Raw genomic sequence first — 20,414 nt, 5'->3', positions numbered from 1 at the left:
TCTCGGGAGAGGACCCTAAGGCTGATAATTATCTTACGGTTAGCCTTAGTCGAATACTATATGAACGAAGCTTTACTCTATCCAGGAAAAATTTGCGGATAATTCATGATCCTCAAAAAGAGATCCTGAGGGGACACGAACGGCGCCCGGGATTTTAAATAGCTTTAAGGAATTAGTATATTTGTTATATGGATGCATTAATTGTTTACCCTGAGAATAAGGAGCAGATGGCAGCTTTAAAAGCAGTGATGAAAGCCATGAAAATATCTTTTGAACAAAAAAGCGAAGTTTACCCGGATTACGTGGTTAAGGGAGTTAAAGAATCACTAAAACAAGCTGATGAGGGAAAATTAACTCCATACACCGGATTTAGGAATGTTCTAAACAGAAGATGAGTTTAGAAATCCTATCTACGCAAAATGCGGACGAAACATTTATAGCAGTTTACGACTTTATTGAAATCCGTTTCGGAAAAAAAGTTGCTGATAAATTTTTAGAAAAGACTGAAAACATCGTAGCTCTAATAGCAGAATATCCACTTATGTATAAAGCTACATCTATAGATGTCAATGTAAGAATTGCAATTATCAGTAAACACACTTCTCTATTTTACCGGGTTACAGAAACATCTGTTCATCTCTTATACTTTTGGGACAATCGTCGGGATCAGTTGTTTTTATAACAAGTTCCCCAATCAATACCCCGCCGTTGTGGGTGTTCTCATCATAGGTGTTCGAAGATAAAGTCATCTCTTTTTTAAATGAACATTTTCGCCCAAATTTTATCTTCCGAACACCAACAGCGGCGGAAGAAAACTCGAGGGGCTCCATTTTCAAATCTTCAAATTGAATAATTTTCAAATCAAAACTTCCCCTGGTCCATCAGCTTTTTTCGCTCTGCTTTTCTTTTTTGGCGTTGTGCCTTATTCTTTAACCGTTCTTCCTTGTTTTTGAGGTGCTCGTCGATGCGGTCTTTAGTGGCTTTTTGGCTTTCTTCATCAAGGCCGATGCATGGTTTGATTCCGGTGAGTAAGGTTTTCCAAACCGTTTTAAAAAAAGGCGAATCTTTAGGTCGCTTATATATTACTAATGACGAAGTGAGCTTTCCCTTATCATCAGGATTACTACGCCTGATCACAAACAGGTTAGCAAATATCGACATGATCGATTTCCTTTTAAAGCGGTCGTTAGCAGTATCTGGTTTTAATAATACCACCTTTAAATCGTTATATAAAAAATCAACCTTGCCTTTAAATACCTTGCTGTTGGCCTGGATATCAAAGCTGAATTTTTTTACACTGCCCGATGTCATTTTTACCATAGCCAAAGGCATAGTAGCTGGATTTAGCCTTGCAAATTCCATTGGTCCTAATGTGCCCTTATAACTGAAGGCGGCATCTTCATCACTTAAATTAAATTTCAATTGCACATCGAGCCGGCCGCGGTTCATAAAATAGGTTGTCAGATCAACAAGGGTAATGTTGTTTTTGGCTATGGCCGATGGATTGTTAGTAATATTATAAATAGCCCCGCTGGTATTATTAAAGGTAACGGTGCCTGTTTTTTGAGATTTTTTATTGAACTCGTTATAAACCACATCAACGTGCCGGATTTTCATGGTGTCGATCCTTAAATCAAGGTTTAATTTCCTGATCATCATATTGGGGAACGTTTTAACCTTATCGGTTATAGGATCTGGTTTCTTACCCGGATTGGTGAAAGCAGTTATCTTGCTATTTGTCATGGTTAGGCTTGAAGCAGAAACTGTGCGGTATTTGTGATAATTTAGGTAGTCAAAATTGTTTAGCTGCACAGAATCGGCCAGTAAGCCCAGCCGGTCTTTCTTGCTTTTATCAAAAAAAACGTCCGATTTAGTAGGTTGCATAGCAAGTCCTTCGATATTTAGGCGTGATGTGAGGGTGGAGAGTTTAAGATGCCTGATCTTATAAGTGTACAAGCCGCTTGGTGTTTCTCCGGTGTAATTGTTTAATTCGGTGACGATATCTTTGCAATAAAGCAGGCGCGATTTATCATATTGTGTAGCCGAATCAATGAGCAGGTCGTTTGCACTTAAGTTTAGCTCTTTAAGTTTGGAAATGGCCACCTTGTTACCCGAGTAATCCTCATAGTTCAGGTTAACATCATTGAGCAGGATGCTGCCGATATGGATCGACCTAAGGCTTTTGGAGATGCGTTGCCAGGCTGTACGGCGATCTTTAACAACAGTATCCCTGGTATGGTTTAGCTGGTAGCTTACATTCAGGCGTGGCTCATTCAGGATGATTTGGCCAATATTAAGCTTTTTTTGAAAATAGAGGCTAAATGGATGCACATGATTAAGCACCAGCCGTTTTACCTTAAGCTCAACCAGGGTATTGGGGGCCAGGCGTAAACGCTTTTTTTGATTATAAACTGTTGTATCCGGCTTAAGGGTTATATTGTAAATAATGATTTTACCCTGCAGGATATGCAGCTCGGCGTCCGAAAAATCGGCTTTGTAAAGGCTGTCGCTACTGCTTAATACCACATCCTTTACTTTGCCGGCCAAAATGGGCGACCAATACCTGTTTACTACTACGGCCAGCAGCAATATCACTATAACCGGTATCAGCACAAATTTGAACGTTTTTTTTTGCCACTGGTGCTTTAAAAAATTGAGTGCCATTTACCGGTGTTACTTTTACTTGTGTTTTAATGCTTAACAGCAAGGTAGCAACTTTTGTTATAGCGTAGCGGATGGATAAGTTATTTTTTGTTAAAACTCATACTTAATTCATCATTGTTAATGCGGGATTATATGCCGGCGTTTAACTCAAATAAAGGTTTTGTTTAACTGCAAAGCAATCCTCGGGAATTTCAGGGCGTTATGTTTATAAATATCCATAACTAACATCATAAGACCCCCGATGAAAACAAATGTACTTAGCCCTGACAGGCTCAATCGCCCTAACTTTATTAGCGGCATCGTGCAAAAAAAATCACGACAACAATCCAACGACACCTAAAGCTGTTACCGGCGTACAGCTTACCTCAAACGCAACTTTTGGTAGTATCATAACGGATAATAACGGCCGTGCGTTGTACCTGTTCTCTGATGATGCCGCAAACGTTTCAACTTGTACCGGTGGATGCGCTGTAGCCTGGCCTGCCTTTTATAAAGAAAACCCACCTATAGGTACCGGCCTGGCAGCTGCCGACTTCGGCGTTATCACTAATGCCGACGGCAACAAGCAAACTACCTATAAAGGCTGGCCTTTATATTATTATGTAAAAGACGTGGCAGTTACCGATGTTAACGGTGATGGCGTTGGCAAATCATGGTTTATAGCCAAGCCGGATTACACCGTTATGGTTTCCTACGCGCAACTGATAGGGCATGATGGTAACCAATACACAAGCAAAGGTATCGCCGGAACTGAAAATTCACAATATATCACAGATGCCAATGGCCGTACTTTGTACCTGTTTACTAAGGATACGTTTAAGACAAATAAATTCAGTACAGGTGTGGCGGCACATGATGCTAACTGGCCAATCGATGCGGTAACGGCGGTTCAGAATGTTCCTTCTATTTTAAATAAAGCCGACTTTGATGTGATAACCGTATTCGGACAAACACAACTGGTGTACAAAGGGCATCCACTTTACTATTTTGGCCAGGACAACGGTGTTAAAGGTAGTACCAAGGGAGTAAGCTTCCCTACGATCGGTGCAGCTATCTGGCAAATCAATAATACCACCACTGTAGCTTTAACGCAATAAGTAACGGTTTATTTGAATAAGATAACCGGGTAACGCGAAAGTGTTACCCGTTTTTTTTGAAATAAATGAGATTTTATTTAATACTGACAATATGTCATTTAGGTATTTAAATTTTGTTTATTTTTGCAAACTAATTTTTTATATAAATGATGGATTTGCTTATTCCGGATAAAACACATGATGAGAGCAGGCAGGGTGAGGCGTTAATGTTAAAAGCCGAAACAGCTAAAAATAATGGCCGCAAGCTTTATATTGAAAGCTACGGCTGCGCCATGAATTTTTCTGACAGTGAGATAGTTGCATCGATATTGGCCGAAAGCGGTTTTGAAACCACTGCCGACTATAGCGTAGCCGATGTTATTTTCATCAATACCTGTTCTATCCGCGAAAATGCCGAACAACGCGTACGCAACCGTTTAAAAGAGTTTACGGTTGCCAAGGTAAAAAATCCGGGCCTGGTAGTAGGTGTATTGGGCTGTATGGCCGAACGCCTCAAATCAAAATTCCTGGAAGAAGAAAAATTAGTTGATGTTGTGGTTGGTCCGGATGCGTACCGCGATCTGCCGAACCTCATTAACCAGGTAGATGATGGTCAAAAGGCAGTTAACGTGCTGCTCTCCCGTGAGGAAACTTATGCCGATATCAGCCCGGTGCGTTTAAACAGCAATGGCATCAATGCATTTGTATCCATTATGCGCGGGTGCGACAACATGTGCTCATTTTGCGTGGTACCCTTTACCCGTGGCCGCGAGCGCAGCCGCGACCCCTTATCGATAGTTGCCGAATGCCGCGACCTGTTTGACAGAGGTTATCGTGAGGTTACTTTATTAGGGCAGAATGTAGATTCATATAAATGGACCTCTCCCCAACCCTCTCCAAAGGAGAGGGCTTTAGAAGGGCAAATTGAAGCAGGCGTTGAAAATGATAAAAGCCTCCCCTTGGGGGAGGTTGGAGGGGTAAACTTCGCTAACCTGTTAGAAATGGTGGCACTGATCGATCCTGATCTGCGGGTTAGGTTTTCAACCTCGCATCCAAAGGATATCACCGATGAGGTGCTGCACGCCATCAATAAATACGATAACATCTGTAATTATATCCACCTGCCGGTGCAATCGGGCAACAGCCGTATTCTTGACCTGATGAACCGCACTTATGACCGTGAATGGTACATCAACAGGATCGACGCTATTCGTCGTATCATTCCGGATTGTGCAATTTCAACCGATGTGATCACCGGTTTTTGCAGCGAAACAGATGAGGAGCACAAGGATACTGTAAGCATGATGGATTACGTAAAGTATGATTTTGCCTACATGTTTAAATACAGCGAAAGGCCGGGTACCTTAGCGGCAAAACGCTATGCCGATGACATACCGGAAGAGGTAAAACAAAAACGCCTAACCGAAATTGTAGCCAAGCAACAGGAATATTCTTTTTACAGAATGCAGGCCCGCATTGGCCGAGTAGAACGTGTACTGATAGAAGGTTTCTCCAAAAAATCAGACAAAGACTATTGTGGCCGCAGCGATCAAAACGCGATGGTGATTTTCCCGGTTGGTGAAAATTACAAGCCGGGACAATACGTAAACGTGTTGATTGAGCGCAGCACAACTGCTACGTTGATAGGTAAGGTTGTATAGAGGCAGGAAGTCAAGAGTCAGGAATCAAGAAAGAAAAGTATAAGGAATCAGATAATGATGAGGCATAATTTTAAGAGCTTGAAGATTTGGCAAAAGTCGATGGATCTTACTGATTTAACTTATGATTATTGTAAAGCATTACCTATCGAGGAAAGATATAACCTGATTGACCAATTAAACAGATGTTCCTGTTCAGTTCCGTCTAACATAGCGGAAGGTTCAGGTAAGAGAACTAAGGCGCATTTTGCCGAGTTCTTAACAACGTCTCTTACTTCATCGTTTGAAGTGGAGACCCAATTATTAATATGTGAACGACGGGGCTACGGCTCTAAAGATAAATTAAAGGAGTGTTTAGACCTTGTTGTTGAAGTTCAAAAAATGATATTCTCTTTTAGAGAATACATTTTAAACTCAGATGATGAATAAAGCACATCCTTACGTAAAAGTAAAAGACAAGATATTAAGAAGCTATATTTGAGAGAAGGTTTTTCTTTTCTTAAATCTTGCTTCCTGACTCTTGACTTCTTGAATCTTTTTTAAAATGGAAGTACAGGAAATAAAACAACGCTTCGGGATCATTGGCAATTCGCCATTGCTTAACCGGGCTATAACTATAGCAAACCAGGTTGCACCTACTGATATCTCGGTATTGATTACCGGCGAGAGTGGTAGTGGTAAAGAGGTTTTTTCGCACATCATACACCAGATGAGCCCGCGCAAGCATGGGCCTTTTATTGCCGTTAACTGCGGCGCCATACCTGAAGGTACTATCGATTCGGAACTTTTTGGTCACGAAAAAGGAGCTTACACGGGCGCGGTTGGTGAACGTAAAGGTTATTTTGAAACCGTAAACGGTGGTACCATATTTTTAGATGAGATTGCTGAAATGCCGCTGGGTACCCAGGCCCGTTTGCTGCGGGTGCTCGAATCGGGGCAATATATCAAAGTAGGTTCGTCGAAAGTGGAAAAAACCAACGTACGCGTTATCGCTGCAACCAATGTTGATGTGTATGACGCGGTGAAGAACGGCAAATTCCGTGAGGACCTTTACTATCGTTTAAACACGGTACCGCTGAAGATTCCGCCATTGCGCGACAGGAAAGAAGACGTGTTTCTGCTGTTCCGCAAGTTCACAGCTGATTTTACCGACAAATACCGTACGCCGCCCATCCAGCTTGATGAAGAAGCGCAGCAGGTATTAACCAACTATTCGTGGCCGGGTAATGTAAGGCAGTTAAAAAACATGGCCGAACAATTGGCTGTACTTGAGCGCGACAGGATCATTACTGCCCAAACCCTGCTTACCTATATCCCGCATGAGGCCGGCGCGCGTAACCTGCCGATGCGTTTGGACAATCAGCCTAAAGAGGATTTTTCTGAACGCGACATCCTCTATAAAGTATTGTTTGATATGAAGCGGGATATGGTAGAGTTGAAAAAACTGGTGGCCGATATTATTGAGCATGGCGGTGTTTCGCCGCATTATGCCAATAATCCGCAAACCTTAAATCAGCTTTACCGCGATATTGAGCTGCATGGTAATAACGAACCACAATTTACTTTACAACAACCCGTTAATACCGTTACAAACACCAGCAGTAACAGCAACACTATCGACGGTTTTAATATAACACATGATGCTGAAGAAGTAGAGGAATCATTATCGCTGATTGAAAAAGAATCAGACCTGATCCGTAAGGCTTTGAAAAAACATAAGGGTAAACGCAAACTTGCCGCTAATGAACTGGGGATTTCTGAGCGTACGTTATACAGGAAAATAAAAGAACTAAACTTATAAAATTGATGAAAAAACTTTTGGGGATTATTTCGGTGTGTGTGCTGATATTTATATGCCAATCATGTTACACGCTTAAAAATCAATCAATCCCGCCCAGTTTGAAGACCATCAATGTGCAGTTTTTTGAAAACAACGCGCCGCTGGTTGTAAATAACCTGAGCCAAACTTTTACCGAAGCGTTAAAAGACAGGATCCGTACACAAACCAGCCTAAGCTTAGTCCGCGGCGAGGCTGATGCAACTATGTCGGGCGCTATTACCGGTTATTCTATCGCCCCGGTTTCTATCGAGGCAACGGCGAACAACGTTGCGCCAATTGCTAATGCCAACAGGCTTACTATTACCGTGCGTGTTAAATTTTCATTTGATGCCGCGAAAACTCCGGCGGATAAAAAGCTTAGTTTTGAGCAAAGTTTTACTAAGTTTGCCAATTACAAGGGAGATATTTCTTCGCAGGAACAGGGGCTTATACAGCAAATTAACAAGCAATTAATTGATGATATTTTTAACGCAGCCTTTTCTAATTGGTAGGCAATTTGTATTTTCAACCACGTGGATCAATATTTGAATAGCAGGCAATACGAAATATTAGATGAACTGTTGGCCAACCCGGCCGAAACAGGTTCTTTTTATGGTTATAACCTGCAGCAACTGGTTGATGCCTACCCGCAAAGCGGTATTTTGCGTGCTTTGCTTGCCCATGCCGGTACCAATAAGGATATACAGCGCGCGGCCGTTTATTACAAACCCGTTTTACTGCATAAATTAATTCAGGAGCCCGAAGGCCTTTCTCCGGTAAATTCATCACAGGTAATTAACCTGCTTGATGTTGTTCCGGTAAATAATACACCAGCCTCCGAAAACTATTTTAATATTGGTCCAGCTGTTGATGACCTGGCTGATACACTGCCACCTTTCTCCGAAGATTTAGCCGCAGGCACAGATCAGGATAAAAGCAGTTTCAATTTTATCAATATCGATGATCCTGAGCCTGAAATTGCAGATGCAGAACCGGTAACGGAAGTTGCTGATCCGGGAGCAGTTGCAACTGAGCCCAATGGGGAATCAATTTCATCTACCCACGATATAGATGATGAGGTTTACGATGAAATTGTTGGGATCGAGAATATAAGTATAGGCCAGGCTAATGTGAATGAACCTGTTGGTGCTAATGTTAATGCGGAAGCAGCGATAAACGATAAAACAGAGGTGGCTGATGAGGCGCCAGTTACAGTTGATGAAGCTAAAGACGTAAGGGACGATGTAACTGAAAAATGGATAATCGGTAATATCGCATCCACGGATTATTTTTTGTTTGATAACTCGGTTGTTGACACAAGGAATGATGATAAAGCGATATCGCAGGAGTCGGCTCCGCAGCCGGCAGAAATTGAAGCTACTGAACAGCAGGAGGTTTTATCAAAGTACAACGACGAGAAAATGCCTTATACCTTTATGTGGTGGTTAGATAAAACCCGTAAGGAATATGCATCAACTTATCAGCCTTATAATATTGAAACGGTTGAACAGCCCAAAAAACCTGTAGCGCCTGATAGCCAGACTGCCGATGCATTACAGCATCAGTATTATGAAAATATCTTCCATTCGCAATCTCTGGAGGAGCTGGAGAAAACCCCTCAGCCCGATGTGCCGGAGATAAAAAGAAAGGAAGACATCATCATTGAGAAATTTATTAAAGAGGAGCCCCAGATCAGGCCGCCATCAATTGATAAGCTCGATAATGAGAACAAAGCAAAGAAGAGCTCGGAAGACAGAAATGACCTGGTAAGTGAAACATTAGCCCAGATTTACATCGACCAGATGTTATATCACAAAGCTATTGCAACTTACAAAAAATTGATGTTGAAATTCCCGGAAAAAAGCCGTTACTTTGCAAGCCAAATTGAGGAGTTAGAGAAGAAAACTAATTAATATAAAGAAATGTATATCGTTTTAATCATTGTTACCGTAATTGTATGCGCTCTGTTAGGGCTTATCGTACTTATCCAAAACCCTAAAGGCGGTGGTTTGGCATCAAATTTTTCAAGCTCATCACAATTAATGGGCGTACAAAAAACCGGCGACTTTTTAGAAAAAGGTACCTGGGCGTTAGCTATCACCCTTATGGTGTTATCATTGGCTATTAACGTTGCTGTAAAAGGCGGCTCATCAAACAATGCAGACAATCCTGCGCTGCGTGAGCAAATTGAAAAAGCTTCAAAACCAAGCAACGCGCTTCCTTCATCAACTCCGGCATTAACACCGTCTGCTACACCGGCAGCTCCTAAAGCCGACAGCAGCAAAAAATAGTAAATAATCAATTAAGATATATTGAAGGCCTCTGGAAATATCCGGGGGCTTTTTTGTGTACTATGGTTTGCGCCGGAGGCATTGTTAATTGAAAGAATAGGTTATTAAACGATGCAATAGTGTGGTTCTTCATAAAAGAGGGATATTGCAGATATTAAACCATATCTGTAGATTTGTGTTAATTAACCAGGAGAAAGACTTCGAATATGAGTGAGAAAGATCTGCAGTTATTAATAGAATTGGCTAAAGAGCTCGAGAAATCCTTGACAAAGGAAGAGGCGCTTAAGTCTTTTATTGCTGCTGGTATACTGGATGAAGCAGGTAACTATACCCAACCCTACAAAGAACTTGAGAAAGCCGATGCCTGATTATTATGTATGATAGCAGGCCCAATCTGGTTATAGGATTTCATGGTTGCGACCGCGAAACCTGCGATAAATTATTAGAACATCCCGATCAAATCAAAAAAAGCGAAAAGCCATATGACTGGCTTGGGCATGGCATGTACTTTTGGGAGTATAATGAAACACGTGCGTTAGAATGGGCGGAAGATTACGTAAAGCGGAAAAAGATTAAAGAGGCGGCGGTTATTGGAGCAGTGATTGACCTTGGTAACTGTTGTGATCTTTTAGATAGTAAATATATTGAGGTTGTTTCAGCATACTACACCCTCATGAAGCTTTCCAATAATGCCCTTGGTAAACCAATGCCTGAAAATACTGATATTAAAGGTGATAAGCATAAGGATAAGCTTAAACGGGAGTTAGACTGTGCCGTAATTGAGTTCATGAACGAAAGGATATTTGCCTTACATGAAAAATTCATCAAAGACGGGAACTCCAATATTAAGCTTTTTGACTCGGTGCGTGGCGCTTTTATGGAAGGTGGTGAAGCATTTCCCGGATCTGGCATTCAGCGCAAAAACCACATACAAATATGCATCCGCAATCCAAATAGCATCCTCGGTTTTTTTCTTCCAAGAAAAGAGGTCGATTTCGTTAAAGTACTTCGTGGTGAGTACGCACGTAAAACATAACGATTAGTTTCCAATCGTAGGTTTCAGCAGGATTGTCTGTTGTTGTAACATTAGCAGCATACGATATTTTTCGACAAAAACGCCCCCGATTTTCGTCGGAGGCGTTTTTTATACAAGACGATTCAAATTATAATATCAGGATCAATACCAAAATAATGATGATGATAGCACCTACTGAAAGGTAAATACCACCGCCGCCAAGAGCATTGGCTTCTTTTTTCATTGATTTTAATTCGGTACGCAATTCCTTACGTTCAGCTTTGGTAAGCTCCGATTTATCCATTGCTTTGATCTCATTTACACGGGCCTTGATCTCCTCAACACGGGCTTGTTTTTGCTCGGTTGTCATGGTTGCTATTTCTTCCTTGCTTAGGGGGGTAAGCGCGTGGCTATCAGCAGCAAAGGTGTTCAACGCTGTAAATGACAGCAGCATGGTGAGGGCTAATAAATAAACTTTAGTTTTCATAGTTTTAATATTTAAGTGATTCTTTCTATGAAAGAGAAAAAATGCGAAAAATGTTTTACCGAAGTATAAAATTATTGTAACCCAAATGTTTATAAGCAAACAAAATAGGCCGATTCAAAAACATGCCCCACGCTTAATTTTTGGATAGCTTCTTTATCCTTAATGTCAACGTGTTTGCCTTCGGTATCGGCGCAGCCAAGCCATGGTTCTATGCAAACAAAATCAGCCCCCGGTTTGGCCCATAAACCAAGATAATTGAAATGAGGAAATTCAAGCGCTAAGGTTTGATCATGTTTATCGCTTTTAATAGTTACCATACGCGATTTTAGATCTTTAAAAACAAGCGCGTCATCCTTAAACAAGTCGCGGGTTAAGTAAAGTTTTTTGTTGGGAGTTGGTACAGGATGGGTTACGCCGTTAAAAAAGCCATCTTTTGATAAAAGGTGGGTGTTAAAATGTTCTTCAGTTTCAAACTCCAGGTAATAGTCCTCGTAGTTTTCGCCTTTGTTAAAGGGAACGTTAAAAGCCGGGTGCCCGCCAACAGAAAAATATATCGATTTTTTATCGAGGTTGATCACTTTATAGGTAATCCTAAGCGCGTTATCAATAAGGTGGTACAGGATCTGTAAATCAAATTTAAAAGGATAAACCTTTAATGTGTTTTCGCAGTTTGGTAACGAATAGCTTGCCGATGTCTCATCCGACTCTAATAAGAAAAATTCCGACTGCCTTGCAAAACCATGGCGCGACATGGAATACTTTTCGCCACCAACCAAAAGTTCATTATTAATGAGGCCGCCCACTACCGGAAAAAGATTGGGGGCATGCCACGGCCATATTTTTTCATCAGCCTGCCACATATGTTGAATACCTGTAGCTTTATTGATAAATGAACTCAGTTGAGCGCCTTTGGTGTCGATAGCTACTTTAATGTGGTCGTTTTCTAAATGAGTGATCATAGGTGTATAATTAATGTAAAAGCCCGGCTTTATAAATCATAAACCGGGCCTTAAACCAATGTATTAAGAATTCGTTAATTGGACAACTTCCGGTTCAACGAAGTTAACAAATCAATCATCATCCTGTTCTTTTTTAGGTTCTAAAATTACAAAGGCACTCCTTTTTGGCGCAGGCATGACAGATGCCTCTCCTTTTACGTACTTCCAAACCACTTCATTCAGGTCGATATCCGGCACAGCATCCTCTTTGGCAAAATTAAACAACTCAGAACGTTTGCTGCTCTCGTTTACTGCTATGTTGCGCTGTTCCAAATCAACCTGTGCCGGCTTAGCAGTATATGGTGTAAGGTCGGGCTTGCTGGTAAAGCAATCATACAGCGGCATAGCTGCGGCATCATACTGGCTCATCGGCGGCAAGCCTAAAATAAGCTCGATAGTACGCAAAACACCCGAGGTTGAATACATACCGTGGATCACAGCGTTGCGTTTTACATACGGACCGGCTACAAACACCGGTGAACGGTGGGCATCAATATGGTCGGGGCCGTTTTGGGCGTCATCCTCCAAAATAAAAACCACCGACTCTTTCCAGATCGAACTATGTGATAAATGCTCAATGAACTGGCCAATGGCAAGATCATTATCGGCCACGGCGGCGATGGGCGATATGGCGCCTTTGCGCTGCCCGCTGGTATGGTCGTTTGAAATGCGCACGGTGTTAAAATGCGGCACCGCATTTATAGTGAGTAACGAATCAAAGTCATGGGCCCAGATCTCAGTCCTTTTAACATCTTTCACATTCAGGTCAAAGCCCGGCGATTTGATACAAAAATGCCCTTCAAGCGATTTTAAGTTTGCTTTGCCGGGGTTACCATCGCTCACAAACTCGCCGTAAGTACGATAGCTTACACCGGCGCGTTTGCAATAATCCCATATAAAGCCATCGCGCGGATAGGCGGCTTTGCGGGTTCCTTCAAAATCATAATTGCCACCGCGGCTACCGTAACTGGTTGGCCATGTTTTTTCTACAAAATCGGTAGCATAGGCAGCCATGCTCCAGTTGTGGCCGTCGGCGCTTACCTCTGCATCAACGTAAAAGTTATCAAGCAATACAAATTCATTGGCAATAGCGTGATGGTTAGGCGTTACTTTTTTACCGAAGATGCACAACGAAGTATCGCCGTTCCCTTGCGGCATATCGCCTAAAACCTGGTCGTAAGTGCGGTTTTCTTTAATAATATAGAACACATATTTAATGGGCGACTTTTCGCCCAGGCGGCGTGGAATGGGGTTGCCTTCTTCGCCTTTGGCTGTTTTTGCAATTTTAGCAGTAAACGGCGTGTTGGCATAAACCTGTCTGGTGTAAGTTTTCAGTTCGGCATCCGACGGGCTGTTGATAAATGATAGCGTGCCTTTAAACAAACCGCCTATGTATTGCTCCCGGCTGTTGATAGCCCCTTGCTTGTAACCGCTGTTATCTGTTTTTTTAACAGGCTGCGGCCCTTTAGGATTGGCCATTGATGAAAACCCTTTGCCGTTTGATACCAGGATTTTATTACCCAATACCTTTACGTTTGTTGGGTACCAGCCTACCGGGATAAAGCCCTTGCTTTTGCTGCTAACCGGCATAGTAACATCAAATACAGCAAGACAGTTATTATCCGCGTTGGCTATATAAAGCGTTTTCCCGTTTTGCGATAAGGCCAGGCCGTTGCTGGTTGAACCGGTGAGGCGGGTAGGATAAAGCGCTGTAGAAATGGTTTCTATTATTTTATGAGTTGAAGTATTTACTACGGATACCGCATTGTCGTTCGCATCGGCCACATACAGGAATTTCCCTTTCTTATCTAAAAGCAGTTCGTTAGGATGGCTGCTGGTTTTAATGGTGCTGAGTGTTTGCGTAGCTATGTTGTAAAAGCCAAGCATATCGCCGCCCCATAACGAAATATACAGCGTTTTTTCATCGGGCGATAAAATACAGCTGTAAGCTTCAGCAGGGAGTTTTACCTGTTTAAGGATGTCTTTTTTATCAGGATCGATAATATAAAGAGTGCTGTCTTCCTTCGTAACCGAATACAGGCGGTTGTTACTTTTGTTAGTTACCATGCCGGTAGGGCAAACCTTATTTTTGGGCCAGGCATTCGGTGCTAATTTGATGGTATCCGGGGTGCCCAATTTGTTACCGGCTATATTAAATACCAGGATCCAGTTGTCATTACCGCCTGATACATATAGTTTTTTTTCATCACGGCTAAAAGCCAGCCCGTACCATGATTTTTTAACCACTACCTCGTCAAGCAGTTTTTCATTTTTAGGGTCGATGAGCTGTACCGACTGGGTGCTTTGGCCGTTGTTGGTAACAGCTAATAATTTACCGGATACGGAAAGCTGCATGTTCAACGGCAGATCGCCAAGCGGTAAAGACCTGCCCGCGGGACTAAGCTTCCAGCCGTTGGGCAATAGTACCTGTCCTGTTTGTTCAATTTTTCCCGGAGTTTGAGCGAAGGATTGTAATGCCGCACATAAAAGAATAATGCCGGCGATGAGTTTTAGTTTCATAAGAAAACGATTGTAATCAAAATTACAAAATCGTTTTATTCCGAAAGGCTTGTTAACAGAAACTTAATATAAATAAATTGGACTTCTCCGCGTAAGTGCCTTAGTTTATCAATTTACCAACTGTTTTTTAAACTGGTTAGGGCTGATACCAGTTTCCTTTTTAAACAATCGTGAAAAATATGGAAGGTTCTCAAAGCCAAGTTCGTATGCTATTTCAGAAACGCTTTGGTAATCACTTTTAAGACGGTTTTTCGCCTCGTTTATAAGGTAAATGTGGATCAGTTCAATAGCAGTTTTTCCTGTTTCCTGCTTAAGCATATCACTTAGGTAACGAGGTGATAAATTAAGTTGTGAGGCCAACGCGTTAACAGAGGGCAATCCCTGGCTTAGCAATAAGCCGTTGGTAAAATAAGCTGCTAACACTTCATTAAACTTTGATACTGTTTTACCCGAAAGCTCTGTACGGTTAATAAACTGGCGTTTGTAAAACCGTTGCGAATATTTCAGGATAGAATCAATATGCGTAAGTATAATATCGCGGCTATATTCATCGGTGTTATTGTGATATTCGGCTTCTATCTTGTAATAAAGGTCCCACATGATCTGCTCTTCCGATGGCGAAAGGTGCAGGGCTTCGTTTGCCTCATAGTCAAAAAAAGCATATTTGCTTATTTCGTTATGCAGAAAGTGGCCGTTCAGAAAATCCTCGTGGATGAACATGATAAACGCATCCTCATCATACTCCACACTGTTAAACTGGATCACCTGCCGGGGTTTGATGAACATCATGCTGCCGTTATCGTGATCATATTTTGTACGGCCATACATGATCTGGCCTGCTTTAAGTTTTTTAAACCCGATCATGTAAAAATCAGATGTAAACTCTCTTTCGCCAAACCCACAGGTGTGGGTGCACCTGTACAGGCTGAAGAGTGGGTTCTCCGGCATCGGGAAACCATTGGAGCGGTGCATATCGGCCAAATTTTTAAAATGCTGCATGATGAATAAAGTTAAACAAATCTACGCCGAATTGCGGCGTAGATTATATCAAATAATACCATTTATATCAGAAGCTGAATGCTTAAAGCCTAAAGCATGGTCTGATTATTAATAGGCTATACCATATTATTTACCGTGCGCAGCGGCAGATACCTCGCTCCAGCTTTCCCACTCAGCAGCACGGCCTTCATAAGTTTGTTTAACCCACGGGTGTGCGTGTTTACCCAGGAATAAACGCAACGGAGGGTTTTCGGTGTCAATCAGCTTCAGCACAGCATCTGTAGTAGCTTCCGGTACACCGAAAATATCGGTGTCATTTAAACCAGCCTGGAAAGCCGCCCGTACAGCATCATATTCGGGCATTGCCACGGTTTGCGCGGCAGAAGCGCCAGCCCAATCAGTTGCAAAGCCGTTAGGTTCAATCAGGGAAACGTTTATTCCAAAGCCTTTTACTTCGGCGGCCAGGGTTTCACTTAAACCTTCTACCGCAAATTTAGAGGCGTTATATAAACCCAGCACAGGTAAAGTAACGAGGCCAAGTACGCTCGAAAGCTGGATAATATGGCCGTAGCCTTGTTCACGCATTACAGGTAACACTGCCTGTGATAACCATAGCAGTCCAAAAAAATTGGTTTCCATCTGCTCGCGGGCTTCCTGCTCGGTAGTTTCTTCAACGCTGCCGAATAAACCGTAACCTGCATTGTTGATCAGCACATCAATACTGCCGAAATGTTCTTTTGCCTTGTTGATGGCTGCGAAATCTGCAGCGCGATCATTAACATCCAGTTGCAGCGGTAAAATATTGTCGCCATATTTATTTACCAGGTCATCCAAAGCGCTCAGGTTACGAGCGGTTGCTACTACTTTATCGCCTCTTTGCAGTAATGCCTCGGCCCATAATTTACCGAAGCCACGTGATGCACCGGTAATGAAAATTGTCTTTGCCATTTTTGTTGTTTTTAAATGATAGCACAAAATTAATAGGGCAAACACAGGGCAATTTATACAGAAGTGGGGAACACTGATACATTTTTACGCGGGGGCTTGTAATTGGTAATCAAAGTGTCATTAGGCGTAAATGTCGGCAGAAACTTAGAAACCGTTTGACTTTGATTGTTTTAAATGTAGAGACGCATAATTGCGTCTCCCGCATGCAATTTCGAACGAAATCAGAAGCCTTTTGAATTGGCTTGTCCGCCGGGAGACGCAATTATGCGTCTCTACAAAAAACTTTCCCTCCGTTTTAAAGGCCCTTCGGTTTATAAAAAAACGCACCCCATCTACAGGGAGACGGGGTGCGTTTTTTTATACGTCCAAACTCCCTCTCTTTTGGAGAGGGCCGGGGGTGATGTTATTTACTTTTCAGTACCAGTGTAGCGCTTTTCAATCCATCAGCAGAAGCGGTTAAAGTGATCGTGCCGGCTTTTTCTTTGGCCTGTACCATGGCCAGCGCAAGGCCATGAAATGCTTTTCGGTAATCAGCTTTAAACGGATCATGGCTAACCGGATCGCCGTTGTCAACGCTGGCAATGGAGCCCTCGCCGGCAATCTTAAAGTTTACCTTGTTATCAGCATCAGGTACAACGTTGCCGTCTTTATCCAATATTTTTACGGTGATAAATGACAGGTCCTGACCATCGGCTTTGATCTGCGAGCGGTCGGCAGTCAGTTCGATTTTTGCAGGAGCCCCGGCGGTATGGATCTCACGGGTTAACACGGTTTTGCCGTTTTTGCGTGATATAGCTTTCAAGGTTCCCGGCTCGTATTTTACACGCCACATCACGTGCAGGTCGTCGCCGGTTTTCTTTTGGATGCCTAATGATTTCCCGTTCAGGTAAAGTTCAACCTCATCGGCATTGTTATAATATGCCCAGATGTCGATCATTTTACCGGGCTGCCAGTTCCAGTGCGGGAAGATGTGGAGCACATTTTTATTGGTCCACTCGCTTTGGTACATATAATATACATCTTTAGGGAAGCCGGCCAGGTCAATAATACCGAAGTAGGAGCTGCGCGATGGCCATGAATAGGGAGTTGGTTCGCCCAGATAGTCAAAGCCCGTCCAGATGAACATGCCCGAAAGGAAGTCGTATTTTTTCATCACTTTCCAGGTCATTTCATGGGTTGAGCCCCAGGGTGGTCGGGTGTTGTCATATGCCGAAACATTGTTCCCTTCCCTTACAAAAGGTTTATCGTAGCTTGGCGGCCAAACCCTGATGCTATCCGAAGGCATTTCATAATAACCACGCGTTTCCAGGCCCGAAGTAGTTTCAGTAGCAATAAACTTTTTACCCGGGTAACGGTCATGGAATTTAGCGTAATCAAACTGGTGATAGTTATAACCAACCAAATCAATAGCACCCGATTTTATAATTTTATTGGTGCTATCCGGACGGTCATTAGCCGTAGTGAGCGGACGGGTTTTATCCAGGCTGTGAACAATAGCCGCCAACTCAGGCGCAATGCGTAACGCGCTGGTATCCGCCTGTTGCGGGATTTCGTTGCCGATACTCCAGATCATGATGCTTGGATGATTGCGGTCGCGTTTGATTTGGTCTTCCAGGTCGCGTTTATGCCATTCTTTAAAGTACAGATGATAATCGTAAGTAGCCTTTTTCCATTCCCAGCAATCAAAGGCTTCATCCATCACAATAAAACCCATTTTATCGCAAAGGTCGAGCAGTTCGGGTGCCGGAGGGTTGTGCGAGGTGCGGATACCATTACAGCCCATCGCTTTGAGCATCTGCAACTGGCGCTCCAACGCGCGGTTGTTAATGGCTGCGCCAAGGCTGCCAAGGTCATGGTGATTACAAACACCTAAGATCTTCATCGGCTTCCCGTTCAGGCTGAAGCCTTTATCTGCATCAAAATTGAAATAGCGAATGCCTACGGTAGTGGTATATTCATCAATCACATCTTTGCCTTCCAGAACTTGTGTAACCGCTTTATACAAATAAGGTTTCTCAACTGACCATAATACCGGGTTTTTCACAGTGAGCGTATTATCAGTAGTTAGTACAGCGTTTTTAACCCGTGCTGACAATGTAGCCTGTTCGCTGATTGCAACAATTTTACCGGTGGTATCATAAAGTTTAGTGCTAATAAATAATGATGGTGAAACCTCATTATTATGCAGTTGCACCTGTACATTTACTTTGGCAGACGCATCGCTGATATCGCTCGTAGTTACATAAGTGCCCCAATGATCGATGGCGATTTTGTTGGTGGTAACCAGCCAAACATGGCGGTAAATGCCCGAACCTGAGTACCAGCGCGAGTTTGGCTGTACCGAGTTATCAACCTTAACGGCAATAACGTTATTACCGCCGAAATTTAAGTAAGGAGTAAGTTCATACCTGAACGAGATATACCCGTTTGGCCTGAAGCCAAGGTGATGTCCATTGATCCACACATCGCTTTTTTGATATACGCCATCAAAATCAATATAAACCAGCTTGCCTTTTGACGCCGCCGGAACGGTAAACGTTTTACGGTACCAGCCAATGCCGCCGGGCAAAGCGCCGCCTTCGGGAGTAGCGGGATTATCCTTTGAAAATTGGCCTTCAATACTCCAGTCGTGTGGCAGATTGAGCACTCGCCATTTACTATCATTTAGCGTTGTTTTTTCGCCGTTGTCGACAGCGCCGAGGTTAAAGCGCCAGCTTTTATCAAAATCAAGTTTCTGCCGGTTTTGGGCAAAAGGTTTTAACGCGGCCAGCGTCAGGACGGCAAGGATGCATGCAAACTTATAAGCCCCGACGCGGTGGGTTTTTATTGATGACATAATATCGTTTGGGATTAAATGTATTTTGGACACTAAATTATAAATAATAGGCCAAAAGCAAAGGAATAGTATAAATTAACCGGGGGGATCGCTTTATGCTAAATTATGTGTAGAATATTAAACTACATCTTAGAGGCTGTTTAAAAACGATGATTTCCAAATGTAGAGACGCATCACATGCGTCTTCCCGCATGCATTTTACGCTTGCTCGCCTATTAAGCACGGCTTGTCCTACGGGAGACGCATGTGATGCGTCTCTACAAAAAACATTCATCAAGAATATTAATTGCCGTTGGTTTTAACCAACGGATTAAGAGCCGAAAACTCCTGGCTTTAGCCTAATTATGCAAGCGGATTTGGGCTGAAGCCCTCTTGTTGTGCATGCTTTATTCCGTTGGTTAAAACCAACGGCAATGAAGTTTTATTTACCTGTAAACGATATTCGTCAAATTTAAAACAACTTCTCAGTGTTTAATACTATTCGCTTCAACATTACGTTTCAAAATTCAATGAAAGCAATCGCCTTTATCATGTTAATTTTTATGGTGCTCATTTCCGTAATACCGGGGAAAGCGGCGCCTGTGAATAATATGTCGAAAGAATGCTGTCGTCATATGGATCATATGCCACAGAAACAGCATGGCGGTCAAAAAGGATGTGACGGTGGTATGTGCATGACCATGCTATCGTGCAACAATTGCTGCTTTTTAAAAGTTGAACCTTTCAAGGCCGGGCCTGTTACCGTTGTAATTAATAACAATGTTGCTCTGCCTTATCTTGCAGGCAATTTATCCGATTACGCCAACGCCTGCTGGAACCCTCCGAAAGCTTAATAAAAAGACATCTGCCTGTTTCTAATAGTGTATCTTTTTATTAAAAATTCAAATTAAAAATCATGAAAAAGTTTCTTTTCATCACCACTGTGATGCTATTTACCATATTTAATATTTCATTTGCTAATACACCTTGCTGCAATAACAAAATGAACCATTGCACCAAATGCGCAAAGTCATGCACCAGACCAACGTGTTTAGACAACTGCAGCAAATCGTGCAAAGCCTCGGGCGATTGCAATAAAACCTGCGGCAAATAACAAAACGGCC

General features: G+C 42.5%; 19 protein-coding genes. 12 read left to right on the top strand and 7 right to left on the bottom strand.

The annotated features are described in order from the left end of the window. Window positions 1-188 precede the first annotated feature (188 nt). Both J3L18_RS19915 and J3L18_RS19910 read left to right on the top strand, forming a co-directional pair. Complete coding sequence (locus J3L18_RS19915) at window positions 189-395, top strand: DUF2683 family protein (RefSeq protein WP_091174625.1); 207 nt, start codon at window positions 189-191, stop codon at window positions 393-395. Continuing rightward, window positions 392-682 (top strand): type II toxin-antitoxin system RelE/ParE family toxin, encoded by a 291-nt coding sequence (locus J3L18_RS19910; RefSeq protein ID WP_091174627.1) that lies wholly within the window; start codon window positions 392-394, stop codon window positions 680-682. The genes J3L18_RS19915 and J3L18_RS19910 overlap by 4 nt, the downstream gene beginning before the upstream one ends. A gap of 179 nt (window positions 683-861) precedes the next feature. On the opposite strand, the gene J3L18_RS19905 is transcribed toward J3L18_RS19910, so the two are convergent. After that, a complete protein-coding gene (locus tag J3L18_RS19905) occupies window positions 862-2,664 on the bottom strand; it encodes a hypothetical protein (protein WP_129568655.1) in 1,803 nt (600 codons plus the stop codon). A 251-nt stretch (window positions 2,665-2,915) separates the two neighbouring features. Here J3L18_RS19905 and J3L18_RS19900 point away from each other — a divergent pair, with 251 nt between their 5' ends. The 9 genes from J3L18_RS19900 to J3L18_RS19860 all read left to right on the top strand — a co-directional run bounded on the left by J3L18_RS19900 (window position 2,916) and on the right by J3L18_RS19860 (window position 10,544). After that, on the top strand, window positions 2,916-3,761 hold the full coding sequence (locus J3L18_RS19900) for a hypothetical protein (protein ID WP_129568654.1): 846 nt from the start codon (window positions 2,916-2,918) through the stop codon (window positions 3,759-3,761). 146 nt (window positions 3,762-3,907) lie between these two features. Continuing rightward, window positions 3,908-5,401: a MiaB/RimO family radical SAM methylthiotransferase gene (locus J3L18_RS19895; protein WP_129568653.1), complete on the top strand. Its 1,494-nt coding sequence runs from the start codon at window positions 3,908-3,910 to the stop codon at window positions 5,399-5,401. A 54-nt stretch (window positions 5,402-5,455) separates the two neighbouring features. Next, window positions 5,456-5,827, top strand: a complete 372-nt coding sequence (locus tag J3L18_RS19890; RefSeq protein ID WP_129568652.1) for a four helix bundle protein — start codon at window positions 5,456-5,458, stop codon at window positions 5,825-5,827. Window positions 5,828-5,942: 115 nt separating this feature from the next. Continuing rightward, on the top strand, window positions 5,943-7,199 hold the full coding sequence (locus J3L18_RS19885) for a sigma-54 interaction domain-containing protein (RefSeq protein WP_129568651.1): 1,257 nt from the start codon (window positions 5,943-5,945) through the stop codon (window positions 7,197-7,199). A 5-nt stretch (window positions 7,200-7,204) separates the two neighbouring features. After that, window positions 7,205-7,729 (top strand): LptE family protein, encoded by a 525-nt coding sequence (locus J3L18_RS19880; RefSeq protein WP_129568650.1) that lies wholly within the window; start codon window positions 7,205-7,207, stop codon window positions 7,727-7,729. 21 nt (window positions 7,730-7,750) lie between these two features. Next, the gene (locus J3L18_RS19875; protein ID WP_129568649.1) at window positions 7,751-9,130 is read left to right on the top strand and encodes a hypothetical protein; all 1,380 of its coding nucleotides are present in this window, start codon (window positions 7,751-7,753) and stop codon (window positions 9,128-9,130) included. A gap of 9 nt (window positions 9,131-9,139) precedes the next feature. Beyond that, window positions 9,140-9,508 (top strand): preprotein translocase subunit SecG, encoded by a 369-nt coding sequence (gene secG / locus J3L18_RS19870; protein WP_090534360.1) that lies wholly within the window; start codon window positions 9,140-9,142, stop codon window positions 9,506-9,508. Between the two features lie 206 nt (window positions 9,509-9,714). Further along, window positions 9,715-9,876, top strand: a complete 162-nt coding sequence (locus tag J3L18_RS19865; RefSeq protein WP_189549124.1) for a hypothetical protein — start codon at window positions 9,715-9,717, stop codon at window positions 9,874-9,876. A gap of 5 nt (window positions 9,877-9,881) precedes the next feature. After that, entirely contained in the window at window positions 9,882-10,544 is a 663-nt protein-coding gene (locus J3L18_RS19860; RefSeq protein WP_129568648.1) for a hypothetical protein, read from the top strand. A gap of 127 nt (window positions 10,545-10,671) precedes the next feature. Here J3L18_RS19860 and J3L18_RS19855 read toward each other — a convergent pair whose 3' ends face one another. The 6 genes from J3L18_RS19855 to galB form a co-directional block, all read right to left on the bottom strand. Further along, entirely contained in the window at window positions 10,672-11,010 is a 339-nt protein-coding gene (locus J3L18_RS19855; RefSeq protein WP_090534362.1) for a hypothetical protein, read from the bottom strand. Window positions 11,011-11,099: 89 nt separating this feature from the next. After that, on the bottom strand, window positions 11,100-11,969 hold the full coding sequence (locus J3L18_RS19850) for an aldose 1-epimerase family protein (protein WP_223266125.1): 870 nt from the start codon (window positions 11,967-11,969) through the stop codon (window positions 11,100-11,102). 111 nt (window positions 11,970-12,080) lie between these two features. Then, on the bottom strand, window positions 12,081-14,528 hold the full coding sequence (locus J3L18_RS19845; RefSeq protein ID WP_129568647.1) for a bifunctional YncE family protein/alkaline phosphatase family protein: 2,448 nt from the start codon (window positions 14,526-14,528) through the stop codon (window positions 12,081-12,083). A 108-nt stretch (window positions 14,529-14,636) separates the two neighbouring features. Beyond that, window positions 14,637-15,527 carry a helix-turn-helix domain-containing protein gene (locus J3L18_RS19840; protein WP_129568646.1) on the bottom strand — a complete coding sequence of 297 codons (891 nt, stop codon included), beginning with the start codon at window positions 15,525-15,527 and terminating at the stop codon, window positions 14,637-14,639. Between the two features lie 126 nt (window positions 15,528-15,653). Beyond that, window positions 15,654-16,475, bottom strand: a complete 822-nt coding sequence (locus J3L18_RS19835; protein WP_091174648.1) for an SDR family NAD(P)-dependent oxidoreductase — start codon at window positions 16,473-16,475, stop codon at window positions 15,654-15,656. A gap of 403 nt (window positions 16,476-16,878) precedes the next feature. Next, the gene (gene galB / locus J3L18_RS19830) at window positions 16,879-19,311 is read right to left on the bottom strand and encodes a beta-galactosidase GalB (protein ID WP_129568645.1); all 2,433 of its coding nucleotides are present in this window, start codon (window positions 19,309-19,311) and stop codon (window positions 16,879-16,881) included. Window positions 19,312-19,820: 509 nt separating this feature from the next. On the opposite strand from galB, the gene J3L18_RS19825 reads away from it, so the two are divergent. After that, window positions 19,821-20,144 carry a hypothetical protein gene (locus tag J3L18_RS19825; protein ID WP_129568644.1) on the top strand — a complete coding sequence of 108 codons (324 nt, stop codon included), beginning with the start codon at window positions 19,821-19,823 and terminating at the stop codon, window positions 20,142-20,144. Window positions 20,145-20,414 lie beyond the last annotated feature (270 nt).

This window comes from Mucilaginibacter gossypii (assembly GCF_017569325.2).
In the GTDB taxonomy this organism is placed as follows: Bacteria; Bacteroidota; Bacteroidia; order Sphingobacteriales; family Sphingobacteriaceae; genus Mucilaginibacter; species Mucilaginibacter gossypii.
The sequence above is the reverse complement of the archived record's forward strand: the minus strand, read 5'-3'. Positions and strand labels throughout refer to the sequence as shown.

What these genes read in the sequence shown, in the direction of transcription:
- J3L18_RS19915 (WP_091174625.1), top strand. Translation starts at nt 189, where the DNA reads ATGGATGCATTAATTGTTTACCCTGAGAATAAGGAGCAGATGGCAGCT.
- J3L18_RS19910 (WP_091174627.1), top strand. Translation starts at nt 392, where the DNA reads ATGAGTTTAGAAATCCTATCTACGCAAAATGCGGACGAAACATTTATA.
- J3L18_RS19905 (WP_129568655.1), bottom strand. Translation starts at nt 2,664, where the DNA reads ATGGCACTCAATTTTTTAAAGCACCAGTGGCAAAAAAAAACGTTCAAA.
- J3L18_RS19900 (WP_129568654.1), top strand. Translation starts at nt 2,916, where the DNA reads ATGTACTTAGCCCTGACAGGCTCAATCGCCCTAACTTTATTAGCGGCA.
- J3L18_RS19895 (WP_129568653.1), top strand. Translation starts at nt 3,908, where the DNA reads ATGATGGATTTGCTTATTCCGGATAAAACACATGATGAGAGCAGGCAG.
- J3L18_RS19890 (WP_129568652.1), top strand. Translation starts at nt 5,456, where the DNA reads ATGATGAGGCATAATTTTAAGAGCTTGAAGATTTGGCAAAAGTCGATG.
- J3L18_RS19885 (WP_129568651.1), top strand. Translation starts at nt 5,943, where the DNA reads ATGGAAGTACAGGAAATAAAACAACGCTTCGGGATCATTGGCAATTCG.
- J3L18_RS19880 (WP_129568650.1), top strand. Translation starts at nt 7,205, where the DNA reads ATGAAAAAACTTTTGGGGATTATTTCGGTGTGTGTGCTGATATTTATA.
- secG (WP_090534360.1), top strand. Translation starts at nt 9,140, where the DNA reads ATGTATATCGTTTTAATCATTGTTACCGTAATTGTATGCGCTCTGTTA.
- J3L18_RS19865 (WP_189549124.1), top strand. Translation starts at nt 9,715, where the DNA reads ATGAGTGAGAAAGATCTGCAGTTATTAATAGAATTGGCTAAAGAGCTC.
- J3L18_RS19860 (WP_129568648.1), top strand. Translation starts at nt 9,882, where the DNA reads ATGTATGATAGCAGGCCCAATCTGGTTATAGGATTTCATGGTTGCGAC.
- J3L18_RS19855 (WP_090534362.1), bottom strand. Translation starts at nt 11,010, where the DNA reads ATGAAAACTAAAGTTTATTTATTAGCCCTCACCATGCTGCTGTCATTT.
- J3L18_RS19850 (WP_223266125.1), bottom strand. Translation starts at nt 11,969, where the DNA reads ATGATCACTCATTTAGAAAACGACCACATTAAAGTAGCTATCGACACC.
- J3L18_RS19845 (WP_129568647.1), bottom strand. Translation starts at nt 14,528, where the DNA reads ATGAAACTAAAACTCATCGCCGGCATTATTCTTTTATGTGCGGCATTA.
- J3L18_RS19840 (WP_129568646.1), bottom strand. Translation starts at nt 15,527, where the DNA reads ATGCAGCATTTTAAAAATTTGGCCGATATGCACCGCTCCAATGGTTTC.
- J3L18_RS19835 (WP_091174648.1), bottom strand. Translation starts at nt 16,475, where the DNA reads ATGGCAAAGACAATTTTCATTACCGGTGCATCACGTGGCTTCGGTAAA.
- galB (WP_129568645.1), bottom strand. Translation starts at nt 19,311, where the DNA reads ATGTCATCAATAAAAACCCACCGCGTCGGGGCTTATAAGTTTGCATGC.
- J3L18_RS19825 (WP_129568644.1), top strand. Translation starts at nt 19,821, where the DNA reads ATGAAAGCAATCGCCTTTATCATGTTAATTTTTATGGTGCTCATTTCC.